The sequence below is a fragment of the Mycobacterium sp. IDUB_37 genome (genome assembly GCF_055419245.1).
Genome location: NZ_JBVAXG010000010.1, coordinates 195,842 through 218,509 on the forward strand (window position 1 = coordinate 195,842; position 22,668 = coordinate 218,509).

The 22,668-nt window shown below is 64.8% G+C and carries 27 protein-coding genes and 1 tRNA gene; 21 read left to right on the forward strand and 7 right to left on the reverse strand.

Features of this window, described 5'->3' with window-relative positions:
* Genes ACZY1I_RS27030 through ACZY1I_RS27045 form a run of 4 tightly spaced genes read left to right on the forward strand, consistent with a single transcriptional unit; the run spans window position 1 to window position 3,174 of the window.
* On the forward strand, window positions 1-1,092 hold the full coding sequence (locus tag ACZY1I_RS27030; RefSeq protein ID WP_463759726.1) for an ABC transporter ATP-binding protein: 1,092 nt from the start codon (window positions 1-3) through the stop codon (window positions 1,090-1,092).
* A complete protein-coding gene (locus ACZY1I_RS27035) occupies window positions 1,092-1,769 on the forward strand; it encodes an ABC transporter permease (protein ID WP_463759729.1) in 678 nt (225 codons plus the stop codon). The genes ACZY1I_RS27030 and ACZY1I_RS27035 overlap by 1 nt, the downstream gene beginning before the upstream one ends.
* Window positions 1,766-2,518: an ABC transporter permease gene (locus tag ACZY1I_RS27040; RefSeq protein WP_463759731.1), complete on the forward strand. Its 753-nt coding sequence runs from the start codon at window positions 1,766-1,768 to the stop codon at window positions 2,516-2,518. The genes ACZY1I_RS27035 and ACZY1I_RS27040 overlap by 4 nt, the downstream gene beginning before the upstream one ends.
* Before the next feature lie 56 nt (window positions 2,519-2,574).
* Entirely contained in the window at window positions 2,575-3,174 is a 600-nt protein-coding gene (locus ACZY1I_RS27045) for a putative glycolipid-binding domain-containing protein (RefSeq protein ID WP_463759734.1), read from the forward strand.
* On the opposite strand, the gene ACZY1I_RS27050 is transcribed toward ACZY1I_RS27045, so the two are convergent.
* A complete protein-coding gene (locus ACZY1I_RS27050; protein ID WP_463759921.1) occupies window positions 3,137-4,081 on the reverse strand; it encodes a prephenate dehydrogenase in 945 nt (314 codons plus the stop codon). The genes ACZY1I_RS27045 and ACZY1I_RS27050 overlap by 38 nt on opposite strands.
* A gap of 193 nt (window positions 4,082-4,274) precedes the next feature.
* On the opposite strand from ACZY1I_RS27050, the gene ACZY1I_RS27055 reads away from it, so the two are divergent.
* From ACZY1I_RS27055 to ACZY1I_RS27065, 3 genes are all read left to right on the forward strand, one after another.
* Window positions 4,275-4,796 carry a tRNA adenosine deaminase-associated protein gene (locus tag ACZY1I_RS27055; protein WP_463759736.1) on the forward strand — a complete coding sequence of 174 codons (522 nt, stop codon included), beginning with the start codon at window positions 4,275-4,277 and terminating at the stop codon, window positions 4,794-4,796.
* A 94-nt stretch (window positions 4,797-4,890) separates the two neighbouring features.
* A complete protein-coding gene (locus ACZY1I_RS27060) occupies window positions 4,891-5,349 on the forward strand; it encodes a nucleoside deaminase (RefSeq protein ID WP_463759740.1) in 459 nt (152 codons plus the stop codon).
* Window positions 5,350-5,378: 29 nt separating this feature from the next.
* A tRNA-Ser gene (locus ACZY1I_RS27065) sits at window positions 5,379-5,468 on the forward strand.
* Between the two features lie 37 nt (window positions 5,469-5,505).
* On the opposite strand, the gene ACZY1I_RS27070 is transcribed toward ACZY1I_RS27065, so the two are convergent.
* Both ACZY1I_RS27070 and ACZY1I_RS27075 read right to left on the reverse strand, forming a co-directional pair.
* Window positions 5,506-6,642, reverse strand: coding sequence for a tyrosine-type recombinase/integrase (locus tag ACZY1I_RS27070; RefSeq protein ID WP_463759745.1), 1,137 nt, complete (start codon window positions 6,640-6,642; stop codon window positions 5,506-5,508).
* The gene (locus ACZY1I_RS27075) at window positions 6,629-7,285 is read right to left on the reverse strand and encodes a helix-turn-helix domain-containing protein (RefSeq protein ID WP_463759748.1); all 657 of its coding nucleotides are present in this window, start codon (window positions 7,283-7,285) and stop codon (window positions 6,629-6,631) included. The genes ACZY1I_RS27070 and ACZY1I_RS27075 overlap by 14 nt, the downstream gene beginning before the upstream one ends.
* 137 nt (window positions 7,286-7,422) lie before the next feature.
* Here ACZY1I_RS27075 and ACZY1I_RS27080 point away from each other — a divergent pair, with 137 nt between their 5' ends.
* From ACZY1I_RS27080 to ACZY1I_RS27140, 13 genes are all read left to right on the forward strand, one after another.
* Window positions 7,423-7,635, forward strand: a complete 213-nt coding sequence (locus ACZY1I_RS27080; RefSeq protein ID WP_463759924.1) for a helix-turn-helix transcriptional regulator — start codon at window positions 7,423-7,425, stop codon at window positions 7,633-7,635.
* Window positions 7,635-7,814 (forward strand): hypothetical protein, encoded by a 180-nt coding sequence (locus tag ACZY1I_RS27085; protein WP_463759750.1) that lies wholly within the window; start codon window positions 7,635-7,637, stop codon window positions 7,812-7,814. The genes ACZY1I_RS27080 and ACZY1I_RS27085 overlap by 1 nt, the downstream gene beginning before the upstream one ends.
* A gap of 43 nt (window positions 7,815-7,857) precedes the next feature.
* The gene (locus ACZY1I_RS27090) at window positions 7,858-8,274 is read left to right on the forward strand and encodes a hypothetical protein (protein WP_463759752.1); all 417 of its coding nucleotides are present in this window, start codon (window positions 7,858-7,860) and stop codon (window positions 8,272-8,274) included.
* A gap of 361 nt (window positions 8,275-8,635) precedes the next feature.
* Window positions 8,636-9,016: a hypothetical protein gene (locus ACZY1I_RS27095; protein ID WP_463759754.1), complete on the forward strand. Its 381-nt coding sequence runs from the start codon at window positions 8,636-8,638 to the stop codon at window positions 9,014-9,016.
* A complete protein-coding gene (locus ACZY1I_RS27100) occupies window positions 9,013-9,390 on the forward strand; it encodes a hypothetical protein (RefSeq protein WP_463759756.1) in 378 nt (125 codons plus the stop codon). The genes ACZY1I_RS27095 and ACZY1I_RS27100 overlap by 4 nt, the downstream gene beginning before the upstream one ends.
* On the forward strand, window positions 9,387-9,554 hold the full coding sequence (locus tag ACZY1I_RS27105) for a hypothetical protein (RefSeq protein WP_463759759.1): 168 nt from the start codon (window positions 9,387-9,389) through the stop codon (window positions 9,552-9,554). The genes ACZY1I_RS27100 and ACZY1I_RS27105 overlap by 4 nt, the downstream gene beginning before the upstream one ends.
* On the forward strand, window positions 9,547-9,933 hold the full coding sequence (locus tag ACZY1I_RS27110) for a hypothetical protein (RefSeq protein WP_463759761.1): 387 nt from the start codon (window positions 9,547-9,549) through the stop codon (window positions 9,931-9,933). Before ACZY1I_RS27105 ends, ACZY1I_RS27110 begins: the two co-directional genes overlap by 8 nt.
* Before the next feature lie 23 nt (window positions 9,934-9,956).
* Window positions 9,957-10,520: a hypothetical protein gene (locus ACZY1I_RS27115; RefSeq protein ID WP_463759763.1), complete on the forward strand. Its 564-nt coding sequence runs from the start codon at window positions 9,957-9,959 to the stop codon at window positions 10,518-10,520.
* A 96-nt stretch (window positions 10,521-10,616) separates the two neighbouring features.
* Entirely contained in the window at window positions 10,617-10,880 is a 264-nt protein-coding gene (locus tag ACZY1I_RS27120) for a hypothetical protein (protein WP_463759767.1), read from the forward strand.
* A gap of 136 nt (window positions 10,881-11,016) precedes the next feature.
* Window positions 11,017-11,325, forward strand: coding sequence for a hypothetical protein (locus ACZY1I_RS27125; protein WP_463759769.1), 309 nt, complete (start codon window positions 11,017-11,019; stop codon window positions 11,323-11,325).
* A gap of 790 nt (window positions 11,326-12,115) precedes the next feature.
* Window positions 12,116-13,198 (forward strand): hypothetical protein, encoded by a 1,083-nt coding sequence (locus ACZY1I_RS27130; protein ID WP_463759771.1) that lies wholly within the window; start codon window positions 12,116-12,118, stop codon window positions 13,196-13,198.
* Window positions 13,199-13,308: 110 nt separating this feature from the next.
* Window positions 13,309-14,157: a hypothetical protein gene (locus tag ACZY1I_RS27135; protein WP_463759773.1), complete on the forward strand. Its 849-nt coding sequence runs from the start codon at window positions 13,309-13,311 to the stop codon at window positions 14,155-14,157.
* A gap of 19 nt (window positions 14,158-14,176) precedes the next feature.
* Window positions 14,177-16,051, forward strand: a complete 1,875-nt coding sequence (locus ACZY1I_RS27140) for an AAA family ATPase (RefSeq protein ID WP_463759775.1) — start codon at window positions 14,177-14,179, stop codon at window positions 16,049-16,051.
* A 32-nt stretch (window positions 16,052-16,083) separates the two neighbouring features.
* Here ACZY1I_RS27140 and ACZY1I_RS27145 read toward each other — a convergent pair whose 3' ends face one another.
* The 4 genes from ACZY1I_RS27145 to ACZY1I_RS27160 all read right to left on the reverse strand — a co-directional run bounded on the left by ACZY1I_RS27145 (window position 16,084) and on the right by ACZY1I_RS27160 (window position 22,177).
* Complete coding sequence (locus ACZY1I_RS27145) at window positions 16,084-17,292, reverse strand: DNA adenine methylase (protein ID WP_463759777.1); 1,209 nt, start codon at window positions 17,290-17,292, stop codon at window positions 16,084-16,086.
* Window positions 17,293-17,334: 42 nt separating this feature from the next.
* Window positions 17,335-18,744 carry a hypothetical protein gene (locus tag ACZY1I_RS27150; protein WP_463759779.1) on the reverse strand — a complete coding sequence of 470 codons (1,410 nt, stop codon included), beginning with the start codon at window positions 18,742-18,744 and terminating at the stop codon, window positions 17,335-17,337.
* A 5-nt stretch (window positions 18,745-18,749) separates the two neighbouring features.
* Window positions 18,750-20,756 carry a helicase HerA domain-containing protein gene (locus ACZY1I_RS27155; protein ID WP_463759781.1) on the reverse strand — a complete coding sequence of 669 codons (2,007 nt, stop codon included), beginning with the start codon at window positions 20,754-20,756 and terminating at the stop codon, window positions 18,750-18,752.
* A gap of 503 nt (window positions 20,757-21,259) precedes the next feature.
* Window positions 21,260-22,177: a hypothetical protein gene (locus ACZY1I_RS27160; protein WP_463759783.1), complete on the reverse strand. Its 918-nt coding sequence runs from the start codon at window positions 22,175-22,177 to the stop codon at window positions 21,260-21,262.
* Window positions 22,178-22,373: 196 nt separating this feature from the next.
* Between ACZY1I_RS27160 and ACZY1I_RS27165 the strand changes: the two genes are divergently transcribed.
* Window positions 22,374-22,664, forward strand: coding sequence for a hypothetical protein (locus ACZY1I_RS27165; protein ID WP_463759785.1), 291 nt, complete (start codon window positions 22,374-22,376; stop codon window positions 22,662-22,664).
* Window positions 22,665-22,668 lie beyond the last annotated feature (4 nt).

Sequence of the window (22,668 nt, forward strand, 5' to 3'; positions counted from 1 at the left end):
TTGATCACCTTTGACGATGTCAGCAAGGTATTCGGCAATGGGGCCACGGCTGTCGACCGGCTCAGCCTGCACGTCCCCGAGGGCAAGTTGACGATCTTCGTCGGTTCGTCGGGATGCGGCAAGACCACGGCGCTGCGCATGATCAACCGGATGATCGACCCGAACTCGGGCACCATCACCGTCGACGGCGCCGATGTGTCGGCCGTCAACCCGGTGAAGCTGCGACGCGGCATCGGCTACGTCATCCAGAATGCCGGCCTGATGCCACATCAACGGGTGATCGACAACGTGGCTACCGTGCCCGTGCTGCAGGGCCAGTCGCGGCGCGCCGCCCGGAAAGCGGCTTATGCGGTGCTTGAGCGGGTCGGCTTGGATTCCAAGCTTGCAACGCGGTATCCCGCACAGCTCTCCGGCGGCGAACAGCAACGCGTCGGGGTGGCACGGGCGCTGGCGGCCGACCCGCCGATCCTGCTGATGGACGAGCCATTCTCCGCCGTCGACCCCGTGGTGCGGCACGTGCTGCAGAACGAAATCCTGCGTCTGCAAGGCGAACTGCGCAAAACCATCGTGTTCGTCACCCACGACATCGACGAGGCACTCAGGTTGGCCGACCAGGTCGCGGTGTTCGGGTCGGGCGGGAAGTTGCAACAATACGACGAACCAGCCCAACTGCTGTCGCGTCCGGCCAACGATTTCGTGGCGAAGTTCATCGGGCTGGGCCGCGGATACCGCTGGCTGCAACTCATCAACGCGGCCGGGCTACCGATGCACGACATCGAGCAGGTCGCCGCCAGTGACCTGGAGAGCGTGCAACCGCCGGACGGCTGGGCGCTGGTGGTCGATGCCGGTGAGCCGATGGGCTGGATCGATGCTGAGGGCCTGCGCCGGCACCGGGCCGGTGAACCGCTGTCGCAGACCATGACGTCCGTGGGTTCGGTGTTTCATGTCGAGGGCAACCTCAGCCAGGCACTGGATGCCGCCCTGGCATCGCCGACGTCGGTGGGTGTGGCGGTGGATCGCGAGCACAAGGTCGTGGGCGGCATCTTGGCCGCCGATGTGCTGGCCGCGGTGGAAGCCAGGCGGCAGCGCTGATGCATTACTTGCTGACCCACCTGGCAACGGCGTGGGCGCTGACTTTGGTTCATCTGCGGCTGTCGCTGGTTCCGGTTCTGATCGGGCTGGCGATCGCGGTGCCACTGGGCCTGCTGGTGCAACGCGCCCCGACGCTTCGCCGACTGACCACGGCGACCGCCAGTCTGGTCTTCACGATCCCGTCGCTGGCACTGTTCGTAGTCTTGCCGTTGATCCTCGGAACCCGGATCCTCGACGAGGCCAACGTGATGGTCGCGCTGAGCGCTTACACCACCGCGCTGATGGTGCGAGCAGTTCTCGAGGCTCTGGACGCGGTACCGGCCCAGGTGCGCGACGCGGCCACCGCCGTCGGCTACGCGCCCATCGCGCGAATGGTGAAAGTCGAACTGCCACTCTCGATTCCGGTTCTGATCGCCGGATTGCGGGTCGTGGTTGCGACCAACATCGCGATGGTTTCGGTGGGTTCGGTGATCGGCATCGGTGGTCTCGGCACCTGGTTCACCGCAGGATTCCAGACCAACAAGAGTGACCAGATCCTGGCCGGCATCATCGCGATTTTCGTGCTGGCCGTCGTTGTCGACACGATGCTCAGCCTGGCGGGCCGACTGGTCACGCCGTGGGAGCGGGCGACGCGCACGCGCCGGATCAAATCCCCGCTGGTAGGCGGTGCCCGATGAACTTCATCGGCCAGGCGGCATCGTTCCTGACAACCGCGAGCAATTGGACTGGCCCGGCCGGCCTGGCCGTCCGCACCTTCGAGCATCTCGAGTACACCGCACTGGCCGTGATCGCCTCGGCGGTCATCGCTGTTCCCATCGGGATGATCATCGGGCACACCGGTCGTGGGCAACTGCTCATGGTGGGCGTGGTGAACGGTCTGCGCGCACTACCGACGCTGGGTGTTCTGCTGCTGGGCGTGCTGCTGTACGGGCTGGGCCTGGGACCGCCGATTGTGGCGCTGATGCTGCTGGGCATCCCGTCGCTGCTGGCCGGCACGTATGCGGGGATCGCCAGTGTCGATCCCTTGGTGGTCGACGCCGCGCGGGCGATGGGACTGACCGAACTCCAGGTCCTGCTGCGCGTGGAGGTGCCTAATGCGCTGCCGCTGATCCTGGGTGGCCTGCGGAACGCGACGCTGCAAGTGGTCGCCACCGCGACGGTCGCTGCCTACGCGAGCCTCGGTGGGCTCGGACGCTATCTGATCGACGGGATCAAAGAGCGACAGTTCCAGATCGCCCTGGTTGGCGCGGTGATGGTGGCCGCGCTGGCGCTGATCCTGGATGGCCTGCTGGCGTTGGTGGTGTGGACGTCGGTGCCGGGCACCGGACGGCTGAGCTGGACCAGTCGCGATCGCAAGCGCGGCGAGCAGCCGGGCGCAGCGGGTCGTGACAATCGAGATCAAGCGCCGCTCACATCGTCACGATGACGCCGCAGTTGAGGGCAAAGCTGCCACGGTCGACGAACACGTCATACGGTAGGGGTGTGACACCAGCCCCCTCTGATCCGACTACTAGCGTTTGGCCGCAGATGCTGACCTGGCGAGCGCAGGACGTCTCGCGTATGGAATCAGTACGAATCCAGTTGTCCGGCAAGCGAATCCGCGCCAACGGGCGCATCGTGGCCGCGGCCACCGCAAGCAACCCCGCGTTCGGCGCATTCTACGAACTGCAAACCGATGAGTCCGGCGCCACGAAGCGGTTGGGCCTGACTGTCACGCTTGCTGAGCGGGAGCGGCAGCTCGCCATCGCTCGCGACGAGGAGAACATGTGGTTGATCACCGACCACCAAGGCGAACGGCGGGCCGCTTACAACGGTGCCCTTGATGTCGACTTGGTCTTCAGCCCGTTTTTCAATGCGCTGCCGATCCGGCGGCTCGGGATCCACGAGCGGGCGGATTCGGTTGTCCTGCCGATGGTCTATGTGAACGTGCCGCAGATGTCCGTCGATGCAGCCACCGTGAGCTACACCAGCGAGGGCCGTCTCGACGGAATAAAGTTGCGTTCGCCGGTGGCCGACACCACCGTGACCGTCGATGCCGACGGGTTCATCGTGGACTATCCAGGGTTGGCAGAGCGGATCTGATCACTCCGCCGGCACGGCCGGCGGCGGCGAGTTGCTGGCGCCAATTGCCTGCGCCGATGACGACGTTGCCGATGTCCAGTCGGGGGAAGCTCTCGTAGCGCGTGCGTGCCGCGTGGCCCTCGTCGGCGAGGTCGGCTACCGAACCGTTGTGTGCGAGTGAATCGCGGGCTCGGCCGAGCAGGTCGATGATCCGGTCGGTAGCGGGCACCAATTGGCTGGAGTTGGCTTCGCACATGGCGCGCACCAGGTCGGGAGCAGTGCCCGCGACCCGGGTGGCGTCCCGGAATGAACCAGCGGCCAGCGCGAAAGCAAGGGGAACCTCGGCTGCGGTGACGGCGAGTGCCTCGGCGAGTAGGTGCGGTAAGTGCGAGATTGCGGCCGCGGCGGCGTCGTGCTCGTCCGACTTGGCCGGTACTACCACCGCGCCGCAGTCCAGCGCCAACGTCATCACTTCCGACCAGACCTCGGGGTCTACATGGTCATCCACACTGACCACCCAGGGCGCCCGGTTGAACAACCCGCCGTGACCCGCCGTCCAACCCGAGTGCGCGGTGCCAGTCATCGGGTGACCACCGACGAAGCGCGCCAGCAGACCGGCCGCGGCGACTTCCTCGAGGACCGCCGTCTTGACGCTCGTGACGTCGGTGAGCGGACAGTCGGGCGCCGAGTCGTGGATGTGGGCAAGCATGTTCGGCAGGGCCGGCATCGGCACAGCCAGCACGATCAGGGCATCGCTGCCCGCGGCGCGCGCCAACGTTTCATTGAGGTCAGTGATGGCGTCGTACCCGTCGGCACGGGCGCCGTGGGCGCCCTCGACCGAGCGGTTGTAGCCAAACACTTCGCGGCCCGCTGCGGTGGCAGCTCGCAAGATGGAGCCGCCGATAAGACCCAGGCCCAGCACGCACACCGGTCTGTTCGCCACAGTTCAAGGTTGGCATAGTTCGCCCCCCGGCGCGGTCGCAGCCCATCCGGCCTAGCGATCGCAAGTGCGGCGTGAGCCGGGCGCAGCGGGTCGCCGACCACCTGATTAACGGGGTTGCGCGCCGCCTAACGGCCCTCGTCTGGCCAGGGGACCAGCTCAGCGACTAGCGTAAGCGGCCATGGGCGCACAACGGGCTTCAGCAGCAGGCCCGTCAACGGACACTCCGGACGGCTTCGGCGTGGCGGTCGTGCGCGAAGAAGGCAAATGGCACTGTTCGCCGTTGGGCGCCAAAGCACTGACCAGTCTTTCGGCCGCCGAAACCGAACTGCGTGAGCTGCGCAGCGCCGGAGCGGTGTTCGGGCTACTGGACGTGGACGACGAGTTTTTCGTCATCGTGCGCCCAGCGCCGTCAGGCACCCGGTTGCTGCTGTCGGATGCCACCGCCGCGCTGGACTACGACATCGCCGACGAGGTGCTGGACCACCTGGACGCTGATATCGACCCGGAGGACCTCGAGGACACCGATCCGTTCGCGGAGGGAGACCTGGGCCTGCTGTCCGACATCGGGCTGCCGGAGGCGGTGCTTGGGGTCATTCTCGACGAGACCGACCTGTACGCCGACGAGCAACTGGGCCGCATCGCCCGGGAGATGGGCTTCGCCGACCAGTTGTCGGCGGTGATCGACCGCTTGGGTCGGTGATCGCAAGCGCGGCCGTGGCGATCGCAAGCGCGGCGAAGCCGGGCGCAGCGGGTCGACACGATTGGACTGACTCGGGCGCAGCGGGTCGCGGTCGGTGATTCGCGACGAAGATCTGATTCGTGCCGCCCTGGCGGTCGCTGGGACGGCCGGGCCACGTGATGTGCCGATCGGCGCGGTTGTCATCGCAGCCGACGGCACTGAACTCGCCCGGGCGGTGAATGCCCGCGAAGTGCTGGGCGATCCCACCGCGCACGCGGAGATCCTGGCGTTGCGGGCGGCGGCCGGTGTGCTCGGCGACGGCTGGCGGCTGGAAGGCGCCACGCTGGCCGTCACGGTCGAACCATGCACCATGTGCGCCGGCGCGCTGGTGCTGGCCCGGGTGGCTCGCGTGGTGTTCGGGGCGTGGGAGCCCAAGACCGGCGCGGTCGGCTCATTGTGGGACGTGGTTCGTGACCGACGGCTCAACCATCGGCCCCAAGTGCGCGGCGGAGTGCTTGCCGAAGAGTGCGCCGAGCCGCTGGAAGAGTTCTTCGCCCGGCAGCGATTGGGTTGAGACCGGGGTGGCCCGGTAAGCTCCTTGGCGGTGGCGTGTCCGAGCGGCCTAAGGAGCACGCCTCGAAAGCGTGTGACGGCTAAAACCGTCCGAGGGTTCAAATCCCTCCGCCACCGCCATAGCCCCGAGCCTGCTAACCCAGGTGAGGGGCTATTTTTATGTTTGCTGCGCCACGGTCTGCTCATCTTCTGCCCACACTTTGCCCACACTTGAGCGCGAGTACCGGCTATGAAGCGTGACCGCGACCGCATCGAGGTCGTCGTCGAACAGGTCGCTATAGGTGTCGAGGGTGACCTTCGCCGACGTGTGTCCGAGCATCCGCTGTAGCGCTAAGACGTTGACGCCGGCACTGACCGAGAGGGATGCGCAAGTGTGTCGCAAGTCGTGCGGTGTGATGTGCTGGACGCCGGAGCGCTTCACCGCCGCGGCGAACCATCCGCCCGACGACTTGGGGCGTGGGAGATACCCCGCGCCCTCCTTGCCGGTGAACACGAGCGCGTTCCCGGCCTTGTCGGCGCACAGCGTTGACAGTTCGTCGAGCACGAACGTGGGAACGGGCACCGACCGCGCCTTGCGGCCCTTGGTCGCCCCCACTGCGTGGTCCACGCCGAGCTGCACGGCGTTCTCATGAATCGATAGCCGCCGTCGCAGGAACTCAATGTCCCGCACTCGTAGCGCCACAGCCTCGCCCCATCGGATGCCGCAGTAGGCCAGCGTAAATACGAGCGCGCGGTGATCGCCGGCTTCGTCGGCCAGGCGCGCGACGTCATCCGACGATAAGTAGATGTGGCGTTTGGCTGACTTTCGCGGTAGCCCTTCGATGCCCTTGGCCGGGTTGACCGCCAGGCGTCTCCCTTTGACCGCATCGGTCAGGATGCCTGACAGGACCCCATGTGCGCGAAGAACCGTCGTGGCGCCGGCCCCCTCGCGGACCATCTCGGTCACCCACGCTTCGATGGCGAGAACGTCGACGTCGACCACGCTGACCCTGCCCCAGCGTGGTCGGACGTGGACTCGCCATGCGGACTCAATCATCCGGTAGTTGCTCGGTGCAGTGGCTTGCTGTTTGCGGCCAAGCCATACGCTCGATAGTTCAGCGACCGTGATCTTGCCGAGTGCCGGTGCGATGTACTCGCCGCGCATCTTTGACACCTCGACCTCGGCGGCGAATGCCTCGGCGGCGCGCTTCGTCTTGAACCCGCGCTTATCGGTCTGGCGGTGATCCGGGGTGCGGTATCGGACACGGTAAAGCGTTGCACCGTTAGCTGTTTGATACTTGCTAATCGTCGCCATCGAGCACCGCTTTCAACTCGGCCTTCAGGGCGCGGGCCACGCGCCCCTTCTTCTGCGCATTCGCCTCCGCACCTGCTCGAAAGTCGCGCTCGGCGCTGAAAGATCGGCGCCACAGCGCCAACATTTCGGCGGCAAGTCGCGCACGGTCGATGCCGAGCTCACGGGCGAGTCGTTCTTCGGGCTCGCCGATTTCTCCGAGCATCCGCATAGTGGCGCCCTTCGGCACCGATTGAAGGCGGGTGGGCCAGTTTTTGCGGTAGTCGCCACTGACTACCGAGTGCAAAGTCGCGCCGGCCTTATGTCGGATTTGGTCGGCCGCCGTAACGGCGTCTCCTGACAAGTAGCCGCGCAGTTCGTCGCTTGTGACGCTAATTCGTGTTGTGACAGCGATGTTTTCATCGGCGCGAACGAGGTCACCCAATGTCACGGGCCGGCCGAGCAGCTCCGAGAAAATCAGAGCCAAAGCGACCAGCGTCGGCAGTGTTGGTGACACCTTGCCGTGTTCGAGGTCCGAGATCCGCCCTGTGCCCCAGTTCAAGCCGCATGCCCGCGCCAGCTTGGCGACATCGTCGAGGTTCGCGTCACCACGTAGTTCTCGCGCGTTGCGGCCCATCACCGCGGCTAAATCGACCGTGTCCGTCACGACACGCAACATACCCCGTTTTCGCGAGGCTTGACAGTAAGCCACTCTCGTTGCAGTGTGAATCACAAGCCCGTGATTCACGGGGGTTGAGAATCCCATCGGAGGTAGGCTTGAACGTGAGCGTCGACAGAACCAGCTTGAACACGTCACCGCCCGAGACTGCCGGTCCTAAAGAGGTTGCAGCAGTGCTTCATACGACGGAGCAGGGACTCGCGCAGATGCGCTATCGCGGTATAGGGCCTAAGTTCATCAAGGTCAATCGGAAAGTCTTGTACCGATGGAGTGACGTCAACTCGTACCTTGACGCGAACACTGTGCAGCGCACGGACGATCCGCGCGGTGCTGCGTGATGCGGAAACCACCCGATCAGCCCGCCGTTCATGTCGGGGCGAACGCGTCGTGGCCGGGGCTGGTGCGCGACGGCATCGGCAGCGGCATGCTGGTGTACTACATCACACCCGAGCACGCCGAAGAGCTGCTCGACGCCGCTGCTTACGCTCGGCGTTTGGCGGGTCTGGTGTCCGGCTGATGTTCGGCGCGGGTCCGGCCCGCCGCGCGCCGGCGGTGCGCTAATGGGCCACCCAATTCACGTAGTCGGCGACCGCCCCCGCGACGGCTACTTCTACCTGGGCGACGAGCTAGTGCGCACCGGCGCAGGGGAACTCGGCTCTGACGGGGTCGTACTGCTCGCATACCTCCTGTCACGCGCCGGCACCAGCAGAGGCAAGCGGTTCGAGACGTCGCCAGTTCGCATCTCCGATGACCTCGGGTGGGGGCGCAACCGGGAGCGCGTTCGGCGCGCCCTTGCGATCGCCGAGAAGCAACAGCGGCTTGTGATCCAGCGGTTCGAGCGTGACGGCCGCGAGTTGGAGACGCGGTGGACGTATGTGGTGGCGGCCGGTGGCCGGAAGTTTACCGATTGGGAGCTAACGGAGTACGGCCGATCGATCGTGTTGCCGTCGAAGCTGCGCCCAGAGGGTGACACATGAGCGCCGCCGTAGTGCACGATATCCGTGCACTAGAGGAGGCTCGACACTGCACGGAATCCGTGCAGTCCAGCGCCGTCCGAACTGCACCATATCCGTGCAGTTCGCAAGCGCTCAAACTGCACGGTTTTTTGTGCAGTTCAACGGCTCTCAGACTGCACTCCTGGCGTGCAGTTCAACTGCACCCCCGTGGGTGCACCAAAGGAATACACACCTACTTACGTAGGTATGGACGACCCAAACCGTCCTGCACTGGCGTGCAGAACGGGCCGACAACCTCTACCGCAACTAGCCTGCCGTGTTACGCAAATCGGGGACTTCTCGATAACCCACTGACCGCGCGTGCGTGGAGTGAGGCGCCGGGATGAGACCACCTATTCCAACGGTCTACCCCGGAGCGATCGACTCACCATGTTCGACGTGCGGCGCCGAGCCGGGCGAGTTCTATCTCGTAGCCGACGACCGCCTTCTCGGCCCGCGCCGGCGACGGGTGCCGTGCGTGCGTCGCCGCCGATCCAGCCCGGCCAAGTTTGAGCCTCAGGCCGCGCCGGCCCGATCGGGCAGATCGTTCTCTGAGCCAATCCACGAACCCAAGGCCGAGCTGACCCCGTGCGGCTCGTTGTGCATCGGCGTACACACCATCGCGTGTCTCGACCGCGAGCCGGACCGCAGGCGGAGGATCGGCCGCAAGCGGTCGTTGACCGGCGGATCCGATCTGATTCAGGCCGGCGAGGTCAACTCGTGAGCGACGCAGAACCGGGCGCCTTCACGTTCACAGCGGCAGAGATTCTTGCTCTGCACCACGGCTTTCGTGATTTCATGGTCCGCCAGACATTCGGCAGTAAGCCCGTCTTGGCGCGCGAGTTTCACGCTGTGCATGTCAAGCTCGTCGGTTTCGTCCGCGAAACCAAAACTTGTGTGACGCAGCCTCACTCGGCACCATCGGAGGCGGAGGAACTCATCGACACGAACGAAGCAGCCGCGATACTCGGCTGCTCACCACAATGGGTCGGGCGCATCCGAGTCGAGCTTGGCGGGCGCAAGGTTGGCTGTCGATATGTCTTCCGGCGACAGACCGTAGTCCAATGCGCCGAACGAAAGGCAGGGCAGCACAAGTGAACCCGACCGACTTCCTGAAGCTTGGAGTCGAGCAGTACCTTCGCGAACTGCCCGACGACGAATTCAACGAACTCATGCAGCTGGTGCGACAGCCTGACGGCAAGCGGGCGGACAACAGCCAGGCCGCGTTCGCGCACAACCTCTTTGGTGGTCGCGGTGAGTAGCGCGCCGGCCGGGCTGACCATGCTCGAACGCTGCAAGAGGCAGGTCGACCGCGCCGCCGTGGAACGCGCCGAACAGGACCGAGCTGCACAAGCAACCGCGGAACGCATCACGTTCCTGTACTCCCGGCTTTTCGGAAACGTTGTTCCCAGTCGAGACGTAGCAGCTCTCCGCACCGAAAACGCGGCGCGCGAGGTGCTGGCGACTGCCCTCGGCAGCGCCGACAACCTCCGACAAGTCGAGATCTTGCGCGTCGCCGTCGACAACCGATGGGCCTCTGTGGTAAGCGCCTTCATCAAGGTCTGGGACGGCGAGCACCCCATCGCAGACACCGCCAAAGAACTCTGGCACCTGACCACCACAGGCCGCGCCTCAGCCTGAACACCGAAAAGGAAACGCAAGCAATGTCTCTGACACAACTCGAATCCCAGATCGACGACCTGCGCGCGCAAGCCGAGCGCATTCAGAGCCGATGGGCCCGCACCACCGACCGGCTCGCCGCCGACAACACCCTCACCGACACCGGGAAACGCGCCAAGCTCGACAACGAACACGCACAGGTGAGCGCCAAACTCAGCGACCTGCGCAAAAAGGAAACCGAACTAATCACCGCCAAGAAACGGTCGCTTGAGAAGCGGCTATTCGGGCTGTCCTATGTGACGAGCAGCGACCCCAGCCAAATCATCGCCTACCGAGACGCACAAGACCGAGCTGCGCGGCTCACCCGAAGCGACGACGCAGCAGAGCTATTCGCGGCAGCCATGCGTTCCGACGACGGGACTCTCGCCGCCGCGATACTGGCGCGAGCACTCGCCAACGGCTGGAACGGCATCGTCGCCGAATACATCAAGCAGCACCCGACCGCTGCCGAAGACCTCGACGACCTCGACAAACTCCAGCAATACGACTCGTTCGGCGCCGGCCTGTCCTACGCGACCATGAGCACATCACGCCGCGGCGGCTGGTAGGCGTCTTCGCGCCGATGCCCACCTCCAAGAAGACGACGAAACAACACGACCAAGCGCCAAGTTCCGCGACCAGCAGTAAGTGAAAGGAATCAAAGAGTGAAAACTTTCTACAACGACACCCGAGTCAGCGAGTCCGTCCGGACCGACAACGACACGGAAGTGATCGTCCTCCGGCGCTCATATCCCAGCGGCTCCGCCGATGTCGCCATCACATTCGCCTATGAGTGTCCGGAGTCGGGCGCCGCGACGTCTTTGACCGTTGAACTCAGCCCAAAGGACGCCCATTGGCTCGCCGACAATCTGGTACGTGCCGCCGAAATCCCACCACGTTATGACCCCGACTTTGTCCCGCCTTTTTGACGAGCACCCCACGCGGTAGAACCCCCACCCCCCACCGACACCGCACCCCGTGGCATAGGCGCCGCCCCCTCTGCCCCGATTTCTTTTTCGCACGAGCAGAAGGGTCTATAACGTGACCGAGCGCAGACTGCGCGCTGTGAAGGAGGGCCAGAATACGCCGGCGAAGCGGGCACCACGGAAAGCGGCGCCGAAGTCGGTTGTCGATGCGGCGAGGAGTGGTGATCGCCGGCAACTGCTCGTTGCGTTGCAGCATCGGATCGCGAAGGCGATCGACGACCCGAAGACTGCGGGTCCGGCGTTCGCAGCGTTGATCAAGCAGCAGCGCGACATTGCGTTCGACATTCACGCGATCGACCTGGCTGCTGAGGCCGGCTCGCGGAGGTCGGGTCCGCAGTCGGCGATCGCCACGACGCCGGACGAGCCGTGGGACGAGTCGATGATCTGAGCGCGTCGGCGGGCCGCGTGGTACTGGTCGTCGGCGTGGGATCGCCGGACCGGGCCCGCGCGGTTGCATGCTGGCCGGGTGATGATGCGGCGCGCACTGTACGAGGGCTCACTCGCCAAGCTCGTTGAGTGCACCGTATGCCGGCCGGTCGCTTGTCCTCTCGAAACTGTGGATGCGCGGGTATCGCCGCGTGCTGCTCGTCCGGGTCAACAGTTCGCCAGGCGATGCTGGCACATGGGCCTCGGCCTGGACGGAGCAAGCCGCGCTACCGCAGCCGCTGTTGGGGCGCGTGTACGGGATGCGCGCCCTGAGGCGCAAAAGCTGATCGGGCGTGTTCTCCATTCCGCCTGGTGCATCATTGACGAGGAACCGCAGACGGCGAATTGGTCGGCAGGACGGGGTAGAGGCGCGTGGCGCGGCTAGCACTGGATGGCTTGCGTGCCCGCCTTGGCCTCGGCCCGCCGGAGGGTGAGGCGTGGTTTCATCTGCCCGATAAGGACCTACCGTTCGCGCCGCATAAGAACAAGAACAGAGCGATAGTGCTTCGCCGGTGGCCGGAGTCGGGGCCGCTCGCGGTCGTCTACGCCCGAACGACCCAGAAGCACAGGGCTGAGCCGCTCAATCCGGCTCACAGCCATCGCGCCGAATGGCCTGGATGCTGGCTCGACAAGGAGGGCTGGGTGGTCACTCGACTACCGATGCCGGTCAGCAAGGACAAGTTGTGTGACGCGAATCGTCTTTGTTCAGAGGACGATCAAGGCACGGTGAGCGCCGTGATGACAGGCCCGATATGACCGATGGCACACCGCCGAGTGAACTCGGCTCGAACGCAGCGCCGGATGCAATCTACGAGATCGCCGAGGCAGCGCCGCCGGAGGTCACCGAGGACGCCGAGGACTCCGACGACCGACCAACGCGCGGGGGGCTCTTCGACGATCTCGTCCGCGAGCATCGAATCGAGGGCATCGGCGAGTTGTGGGTCGCCGAAGTCGAACGAATGTGCCGGATCGTCGCCAGCCGCTATGCGCCCCAGACGTATTCGGGAACCGCCACCTGGGACGACGCAGCGCGCGAAGACCTGCTTCAGGACGTCGTCGAGCACCTGCTGAGAAAGCGCCAGATCGAGTACATCTGCGAGATCGCCGACGATCTGGACTCGGCTCGTCGGCTGCTGTGGCGACAAACCAAGTTCGCGCTGTCCTCCCGACGTCGTTCACGCCGCACCGTGGTCGACAATCTGGTCGACCGCGCCGTGCAGGCACTGGTGGCGCCCGACTACGAACCGTCGACCGAGGCCGACGGCGAGGCATGGCGCCGAACCAACGGCCGATCACCCGCCAGCCCGCCGGACTCGCAGCAGCGACATCGGCTAATAACGCGTCTGAAGGAGCTTCCGCGCATGCCGGGAGTGTCGAGCGAACGCGCGAGTCCGGTGTGGGCCCGCGCCGAACTCGAGGCGGCCGTCGCCGACGTCGCCGCGACGTACCCGTCGGTCACCCGCGGCCTGATCGACGAATTGTTCGGTGAGGCGTTGACATTCCTGGTGCCTAGCGAGCTTGAGGCAAATGAGGAGCATTTCGAGCTGAAATCGTCTCCCGGCCCCGAGGTAGCAGAGGTGGTGAAGGAGACCGTGGATCAGGCGGTAGCCGCTCTCAGTGCCGTGGAACGAGCGGTGCTGGTCGGTAAGTTGCGCGGCGACACGGACAGCACCTTGGCGAGGATGTTCCAGATCAGCCGACCAACAGTCGACAAACACAAGCGCAACGCCGTCGCGCAACTTCAAGTCGCGCTAGCCGACCTCGGAAACGTATCGGATGACGCCGTGACTGACGCGTTGATGGTCGCACTTTCGACGACGAAGGAATCGCCATGAACACACGCCGTGACCTGTGGCTGTCGCAACTCAAGGCGAAATACCCGCGCATCGACGCCGACGGTGGTGGCGGGCAGCCGTCCATCGGCACCATCTGTCGTGCGGAACCGATGGAGCGCTTAGCGGACAACGTTCTTGTGCTGGTGGTGGACTCCGACCCGCGGTCGTATTCGTTCACCGTGGTGCTCTTGACCCCGGACGTGGAATTGGCGACCGATAAGGACGTCTATCTGTCGGCGGAGGCGACCGGATTGCCCTATGGGCTCGCCGCACAAACAGACATCTTCGGATACGTCTGGAATGTGCAATTGAAAACAATCGGTTCGCTCCCTGGCGAAATGGTTCGAGAACTGTTTCCTCGTAATCCGCCGACGGATGCCATTCCGGATGAATTTAAGGCAGGGCCCCCGCTTGATTCACCGTCGGATCCCCGATGGGCCAACAAAATCGCGGAATTGGATCGGTTGAATGCCGTCACGGGAGATTGCACCCGCCAGTTGATTGAGGGGGAACAGGATCTGATCGTCGATCCCGTTTCGTTCCGACTGGACCCCGCGGGGTTCTCGGATTTCGATTTGGTCGATTTCGTACTCCACGTCGTGAGCAAGATCGAACGCGGCGAGGTCTCGATGCCGGCCTGGCTGATGCAGGGAATTCTGATCGACCGCGAACTCGAGGATTCCTACCGCAAGTCGGGGCTTCTCGATGTTTACAGTGCCCTGACGCAGGTCCTCAACCAGAAGCTGTGGTCGATCGACGACGAGCCGGAAGCGCCCGACACCGCCGCCGACCGACCTGGCCTCGAACTGCTGCAGACTCAGGTGTTACTGGACAGAGCCGCCTCGGGAACGACGTTCGTCAAATTCTTGGGCCGGTCCCGTGACGCATCTCCATATCCGCAACGCCGCACGGTGGGACGCCAAATGTTCCAGTGCGTTCTCATGCCCTGCCATTCATGAAAGACATGGGGAGTTTGACATGATTGAAGAGGACGACGAATTCGACCGCGCCGGTCTTGTACGCGGTGAGGACTACTACATCACGCTGACAGCGTGGCATCTCACCAATTTCAAGTCCGTCAAGGACGAAGAGGTTCACCTACTCCCGTTGACCGTCCTCGTCGGCGCGAACAGTGCAGGGAAGAGCACGCTCATCCAGAGCATCCTGGCCGCGAGTCAGGCCGCCGCGGCGTCACCGTCAGGTGACCGTTTCCCACTCAATGGGACGACAATTCGTCTGGGCACGGTCACCCAGACCCGCTACGCCGGTCCGTCGGAAGTTAGGCCCACGTCGTTCGCACTGGGTGGACGGTTTCAGCTGGCAGACGGCGTGGAGTTGTACCGCGGACCGCTCCCCGCACGGGTTCGGGCACGTCAGCGCCGAGCCATCACGCAACGCGTGGACTGGCAACTGGTCCTCGGCGAGGCCCCCGCGGGCCAGAGCGGGCACGCCTATATAGAGGAGGTTCACTTTTCCGTCTCCGATATCGACGTCCGGAGAGCCCGCAATCGCCAAATCCGGAGTGAACTGCACGCGCGCGCAGTGCCGGCCGAGTCGACGCCGGACGGCGACGTCGTCGCGGAGCGGCTTCTGACCGGCTCCTTCAGTAGCAGCGAGCAGAAGTTGGATTTGGTCCGGGTGAGTTTGCGTGGCGGTCTGCCCTTGGCTGGCACAGTGCGCGAGTCGAAGAGTGGATTGCTCTGGCGAGCATGGCGGAATGCCTTCATGGACAGCTCGATTGCACGACGTCGCTACTTGATGGAGCGCGCAAGGAATGATGATGCCTCCACGCACCAGGACTGGGCGGAACTCGAAGATCTCGTCGTCAGCGACATCCTCAGTGTCTGGAGGACCAGCGAAGCGGAACTGAAGTCCTTTCCGCAGATTCGAAACGCAGTCCGCGCGCTGTTCGAGGAGAAGTACGGCGACGAAAGCAGTCTTGCCGTGGATGCGAATAAGGTCATCGACCCCGCGTTCGGGTCTGCGGTTGTGCAGCGCCTCGACGAGGCCGCGATCACCGGCGAAGTTCCCGTCCTCAACACCTTGCAGCGGACATCGATACCGTCGCGCGCAATCCTGAACTTCCTCCAATCCAAGGTTCGCTATCTTGGCCCGCTGCGTGAGGATCCCCGCGTCGTCTACCAGGACTCCGCCGAAGCCGCCGCGGGATACATCGGCGCGAAGGGCGAATTCCTGGCCGCCGTGTTGCAGAACAGCGGCTCGCGCATGGTGGAGGTGCCGCTGCCCGGCGCCAAGCGCGGTCTGGGTGCCACCTCGCGGGTCACGCTCAAGGACGCGATGAACCAGTGGGTCGGCTACCTGAAGATGGGCGATCGCATCGATACCCACGACCAAGGTCGGCTGGGACTGGAACTACAGATTCACCAGCAGTTCGTCGACGTCGACCTCGACTTGACCAGCGTCGGCACGGGCGTAAGCCAGCTGCTGCCGGTGCTGGTGCTGTGTTTGGAGGCTCCCCGGGGCTCCCTGGTTCTCATAGAGCAACCCGAACTTCACCTCAACCCAGCAGTCCAGCAGCGGCTGGCCGACTTCCTGCTCGCCATCGCCGCGTCGAACCGCCAACTAATCGTCGAAACGCACAGCGAGTACCTCATTTCGCGGCTTCGCCTGCGCATCGCCGAAGACGCGTCCGACACCGTGCGCGACAGCGTCGGGTTGCTGTTCACCGAGCAGAGCGAGGGCCGAACGACCTACCGACTGGTCGAGACGAACGAGTACGGCGGCATCGACAACTGGCCGGCGGACTTCTTCGACCAGTCGGCGGCAGAGTCACGGGCGATTCTGGAGGCGGCGCTGGAGAAGCGACGCAAGCGGACGGTGCAGACAGAATGACGCCGCGCCTCGTGTGACGAGAATGCGGCGGCTCAGAGTTCTCGCAGTTGGTCGTCGATCGGGACCGTCGCCGGCGGCAGAGTCGTGAGCAGCAGTTCATCGGCTGAACGCTTGCCGACCCGGCCGGCCGCCGTGTAGCGCGTCGTCACCAGACGCTTGCTGATAGTCCACTGCGACACGCCAAGCAATGCGCGGTCGGCTGTGTTCGGCGTCATGCGGCTGCGGGCGTAGAGCCACCTGTTCTCGGTGAGCATGGGGTGGTTGTCATAGCTGAGCACCCACCGGAATTGTGCTTTATGGGTCAGGTAGTGGGCGAGCAGGACGTGTAGGGAGTCGTCCTTGGACGACTGGGCTCGTCGGGTGCCGTGATAGTCGTAGGAGGGGTCGAACGACGCCCGGTATAGGGCGGACGACTTCTCCACGTAGGGCGGGTCCAGGTAGGCCACGACGCGCGAGGGGAGCAGCTGGGGGTAGTACTCGGGGACGTCGGCCAGGGTCTGCTGCCAGTCCTTGCGCCAGACGTCGACCAGACGGCCGCTGTCGTAGAGGTGCCCGATCAGGCGGACGCGCTCGGCCAGGGCGTCCGGATTCCAGCGACACCCGATCGGGTAGGGGCTCTGCTGCCGCCGGCCACCGAGCGGGCCGGCGGTGCCGTGCAGGATCCCCGAGAACGTTGTCCGGTTCAGGAACAGGCACTTCACCGCCGCTCCCAGTCGACGCGTCCGTTGCTGCGTGTTCCGTCGCGGCTCCCAGGCCTTCCAGTAGTCCCACCGCTGGACCGCGGCGTGCCCGCCGGGCCGGACGAACCGATCCCATTCGTCGTAGGCGCGGTCGACGAGGCGTTCGGTGTCCTCGGCGGCGCTCTGCCAGAAGGCGGCGACGAGCGGGTCCGCGTCGGCGAGCAGGATGCGGTCGACCACACCGGATCCGACCAGGCGCAGGGAGGCCGACGCCCCGCCGGCGAACGGCTCGACCAGCAGATTGACGTGTCCGACTTCGCGGGATCTCCGTGCGGAGGTGATGATCCGGGCGATCACCGGCGCCAGAACAGACTTGGCCCCCGGATAGCGCAACGGCGACTGATAGCGGCCAGCGGCCAGCGCGTGGTCGATCGGTTCGAGCCTCGTCGGAAGGGGCCGCGGAAGCGAGCCGATCGTCGGCGATGCGCCGAACCTGTCGGCGACACCGGCGAGCCCGGTCGCGGCCGTTGATGCCGAGGGCGGCGCGCTGACGGGGGCCATGTCCGTATCTTGCACCACGTTTCGGACAGTTCAGCGTATTGGCTAGGCCGGGAAGTAGGAGGGCCGCTTGACCGCTTGCACATCCACCTTCAGCTCGGGGATGTTCTCCTGAGCCATCATGGTGAGCACCGAACGCCCGACGCCCAGCGGCAACGCGGCCGCGGAGTGGGCGAGCGCCACCGGCACGACGGCGTTCTGATACATGTGCGTGCGCAGCGAGTCGAGGATCTCGCAGACCAGTCGCAGTGTGGGGTAGGCCTCGAAACCCTCGACGGCGTCGCCGCCGTCATAGGGCGACAGTCCCGGCGCCGGGGGCACGGTGAGCACCAGCGGGTCCCCGGCACGGGTGCGGTAGATGAACCGGCGGCCGTAGAACTCGTCGATCCCGTAGCGGTTGGTCGGTGCGCGGCCGCTGATGCGGTTGATGTAGGCGTTCGGCAGCCGCATGACCGAACCGGGTGCGATGAGATCCCCGATCAGGGCGGCGTGCTCGACGAACGCGCCGGACTTCTCGATGCCCACCATCAGAGGCGCGGGTAGACCTTGCTCGCCGCACCACGTCGCGAGGTCGCTGAGATGCTCGACGAACCGCCGCTTCAATGGCGCCAGCGGGCCGAAGAGCGCCAGCGGGCCGTCGGTAATAAACAGCGTATGCCGCAGCACCTCCGGGGCGTTCTCGGCGAAGAAATTCAGATAGCAGACCGACATCAGCCGCTCAGTCGCCGTCATCACCCGCCCCATCGGGGTGAAGTTGGACCCCTCTAGGGAGTACTCCTCGTGGGTGCGCAGCACGTCGGACAGGAACAACGGAGCCCGACACCCCGCGCATTCACCACCATCGGCGGCCACGGTGATGGCGGCACCCGGGTCCGCTTTGACGCCACAGCCGGGGCACACGCGAAGGGCGACCCGTTCGGCGGGCCTGCCGCGCGTGCCGTGTAGGGCCAGCAGGCCGTCGGCCAACGTCATCTCGGTGCTCGAGTCGAAGCGTGCGCTGCGCAGGAACTCGTCGAGTTCGGTGCGCCAAGTGTCGACCCCGGACAAGCCGGGACGCACCAGCTGAGAACCCGGAAGCGCTACATCGAAGGCGTACTGGGTGTGCGCACTGCGCACATCGCGGGGGTCGATGTGCCGCTGGGTAGCCAGCGTACGGAACGAGTCGAGCCGCACCATGGAGCCCGCGACACGCAGATAGCCGACCTTGACCGTCGGGTGGTCGCGGGTTGCCTCGACCTCGGTGTCCGATCCGTCGACGGTGATCGAGAACTCGACGTCCTCGGGCCGGCCGATTGACGCGAGGTTGGTCAGCGGGCGGCACAGCGCCTCGATCTCACTGCTGGAATCGGGTCGGGTGGAGGTGATCGTCCACCGTTGCAGGGCTGCCTGGACGGCCTCGTTGCGGACTGTGTCGACATGCCCGAGGCGGGAGGCGCGCTCCATCTGGTACGGCACGGCGATCACTGACCCTCAGGGCGCGCATCAAGTTCGGGCAGGCCGGCGGCGACGCGCGCGGCGTTGACCATCGCGTGGTCGAACTTGACGATCTGGACCGGCACGATGTACTTGCCGGAGTATGTCTTCATCCGCACGAAGCCCACGTCTTCCGCGCGCATAATGCTCGGCGCCCACACCTTGAAGTCGTAATAATGCGACAGCTCGCGCGTCTCGTGATCCGAATTGAGGTGCGCGACAAGAAAGTTGGACGTGTTCGACAGGATGCGCTTGTCGACGGATGTGACCTCCTGAGTCGCGTATACCAGGCCCATTCGATACTTGGCGGCTTCCTTGGACAGCCTGACCCAGGGGTCGTCGGCGACGTCGCGTCCCCCGCGCTCGAACAGGTTATGCGCCTCCTCGACGATGATCTGCATTTCGACGGGCTCGAGATCGGAACGGAACCTTTCCCCGGCGCGGTTGAGCAGATGGCTCACGATCCGTTCAGACATCGCTTTGGCGACGGTGTCGTTTCCGCTGGACAGGTCGACGATCGCAAGCCGGCCGGCCATCATGTCCTGCCAGAGGTGCTCACCGACGTCACCAACGGACTGGGCCCCGTGGAAGGCGCGGATGGTGCGGATCGCCGAGGTGATGCCGGTGTACTTGTACACCCCGTAGATGTCGGCGAAGTGGCAGTTCTCGGTGTCGTGCCACTTGGGGTACTCCGTCGAGTTCTCACCCACCCACTCGGCGAACGCTCGAGCGGCGGCAGGAGAGTTCACGCGGTAGCGTCCGGCACGGCCTGCCTGGCTGAGCATGCCAGCGTGGTCGGCGATGAACTGCTCGGTGGGACCCGCCGGTGCAGCGATAACGAGGTCCTGCGGCATGGCTGCGCACTGGAAACCGCACTTAGCCAACAGCCCGTAGAACGCGACCATCGCCCACCCCCAGCGGCTGTGGGCACTGCGGTCGCCGGGGTCGGGTTCGGTCAGCGCCGCCGCGCGGAAGCTCTTGCCGTAGTTCGTGTTCACCGGGGCGGTGGCCTCGCTGACGAGGCTCCAGGCCGCCTCAAGGACCTCGCGGTCGTAGAAGTTGATACGCAGCGGCTTCTCGCGGTCGTCGGCCGGGTCGGGCTCGACCTTATAGATCCGCACGCTCGTGTCGTCGTCGCCGAGCAGTCGCAGACCAGTCCCGTCCTGGGGGTTGACGTTGGCGTACTCGCCCTGCGGGTCGAAGATCAGCTGCCCGATTGACCTGCGGTGCTCGGAGCCGTACTGGTGCACAGCGGTGACGAGGGTCTTCATCGTGTTGGACTTACCGGTCCTGGTCATGCCGAACACGGCGGTCTTGCGGCCCACGAAGTCGGCGATGTCGACACGCACCTCGGCGGTGTCGATGCCCGAGAGGTGCGCCTTGCGGCGTGTGGCCGCGAAGCGTACGTGTCCGACGGCGAGCGCGTCGTTCGGATTCGTCGGACCGGGGTAGGAGGCCAGCCAGGACAGCACCTGCGGGGACGGCAGGAAGACCTGGTACTTGGCGGACACGACGACGTTGTCTATGTCGGCGCCGAACCGGATCGGGGCACTGCGCTCATCGGAGTCGGTATAGAAGGTGCCCAGCACTTCGCAGTCGAAAGCCGACTGCTGCAACTCATTTCGGGTTAGCACGTCGGTTACGTCGTCGAACCCGACTCCCGATGCGCCGGCATCTCGGACCACCGCCAGCCGCGTCTGCACCAGTTCGGACTCGTTGGGCAGCCCCGCGGTCGACCGGACCCGCAGCAGGATGACCTCCTGATCTTCGAGCACGAAACCGGTGGCGGTATTCGTCCCGGCGACTGCGAGCAGGAACCCGCCGCGCGGCACGCCGCCGGCCTGGTGCTTCTTGAAGTCGTCGGTCAGCACCACGGCCGAGTCGTAGTCCAGCTTGTACACCCCGCCCACCGGGTAGCACTGCTGGTTGATCAATGCGGTCAGCGGCTTCTTCAACTCGTTCGAGTTCTGTACTGCCTCGGCGATTCCGGTCACTCGCTTGTTCTCCTCCGGTCCTGTAGGCCCGCGCCGCAACGGATAGCACCACGGCGTCAGTTCCTCGTTCTGCTTCTAGCAAGCCCCCGCGGTGTCCTCGATGTAAACGACCGGACAAACCCGCATCACAGGCCGAGTGGCGGCTGCCGTCCTTGTGCGGAGGTGGCCGTCCTCGCAGCAGTGATCGAGACCGCGGGCATCGGTGGACTACGCGTGGCGGACCGCATTTGTAGCCCGGTCGGCCCGCCGCGACCGGGCCTGACGTCGGTGGAGATCTTGTGACGCGCCGCCCCGCCTTCAGCGGGCCGCTCCGGTTGGGCGGGGTCGAAGCGTCGCTATGTGCCCACATTTTGCCCACACTTGACCGCTATATCTGGTGATCTCGAGTCAACTGCGGCGATCCATCTGCGCACGTTAACCATGGTTTCTCCGCCGAACAGTGCCTGGAGATAGGGTTCAAATCCCTCCGCCACCGCCAAACGCCCTCTGACTGTTAACGCAGTTCAGAGGGCTTTTGCGTCTCGCGCTTCAGCCGATTTATCGATGGCAGTGGGCGAGCCGCCAAAAGGAATTTCTACACCACTTTGAAATGACAAAGCCGCACTCTGGATTACCAACGCGACAGCAAGTATCCCCAACCAGAGCCAGGCTTCAGTCGGCGAGATGTGCACGGCCGGATTCGCGTATCCCAGTAGTGCAACAGAGCGCATTGTCACGGCGACAGCGACGGCGATCGTCGTGTACGGGACGGACATTTGTACACGTTGCGCAAGGGCGCCGGCAGGAGATTCCGAGCGCCGCCTCTTCATCCCGAGAAACCATATGACGGCGCAAATGATTGTGATCGCCACCGGAATCACCGTCAACAAGTGATTGGCCTGGTCCCACAGCGGTTGCAGCGGCTGTCGCGTGTCCGGATTACCCAGAGCGAGCGCAAGATGCGCGAGTGTCTGTTCGACGAAGGACACGGCAAGTGCAGGAGCAAGAACCGCGAGGATGAAAACGCAGTGCCTGGCGAGAATGCCTGATGCGCCCGAAAAGAACTGAACCACGGCATAAAGCAACGTGTAGATGGAAGCCGCCAGCGACACGGCGGCGAGCACTGCCGCGGACCCGGCTCGGCCCTGGGTAATGGCGCATCCGCTCTCGCCGGCAAGCAGGCTGTAGCGCAGCGTTGTCAGAACCAAGCCCAGAAATGCGCACACCAGCGCAATCCCTATCTGGGTCTCACGCGCAGCCTCACGGGGACTCGACGAACGGCCATCTCCGCGCCGACGATAGGCGCGGTCGAGCACGAGATTTATGACGACAAAGGCAAACCCGGCCAGGATCCCGGTGAATTGGGCGAAGTTTCTGGCCACTATTGCCGGATCGAATCCAGACCAAAGGACGCAGGGCTCAGCAATTTGTCCTGTCAACACCGCCGCATATTAAACGCGATCAGCGATCGCACCTCGTTGCAACTCGCGGTTTAGCGGCGGGCGTCGGCTGATGCGCATGGCTCCAGAGTGCAACTTCGACTGCGGCGAAGGCGCCCGATGCCGACGGCCTCCGCCCAAGCCGAATTGATACCGCGTTCGCCTGGACGTTCCACCCGGGACGCCGCATCATTTCTAAATGAGCGCATCGGAGGCGCAACCCGCCGCAGCGCGGTTGAACGAACTGGCCGACCAAGTGGCGGCAGCTGCCGAGTTGGACGATGGTGCGCGCCGTAATGTCATGTTCGACTTGGAGTTCGGCGACGCGGCGTGCGCGATCTGTGACGCGTTGCTCGCGACACGGAGTCCGCTCCCTGCCCACTTGTTGAAGCGGATCCGTGACGGCGTTACCGACGGCTGGTACGACGGATCAATCCGCGACCTGGTGCTGCACGCACTGTGTCGCCAAGAGCGGCGCCATACCGCCTAGGTAG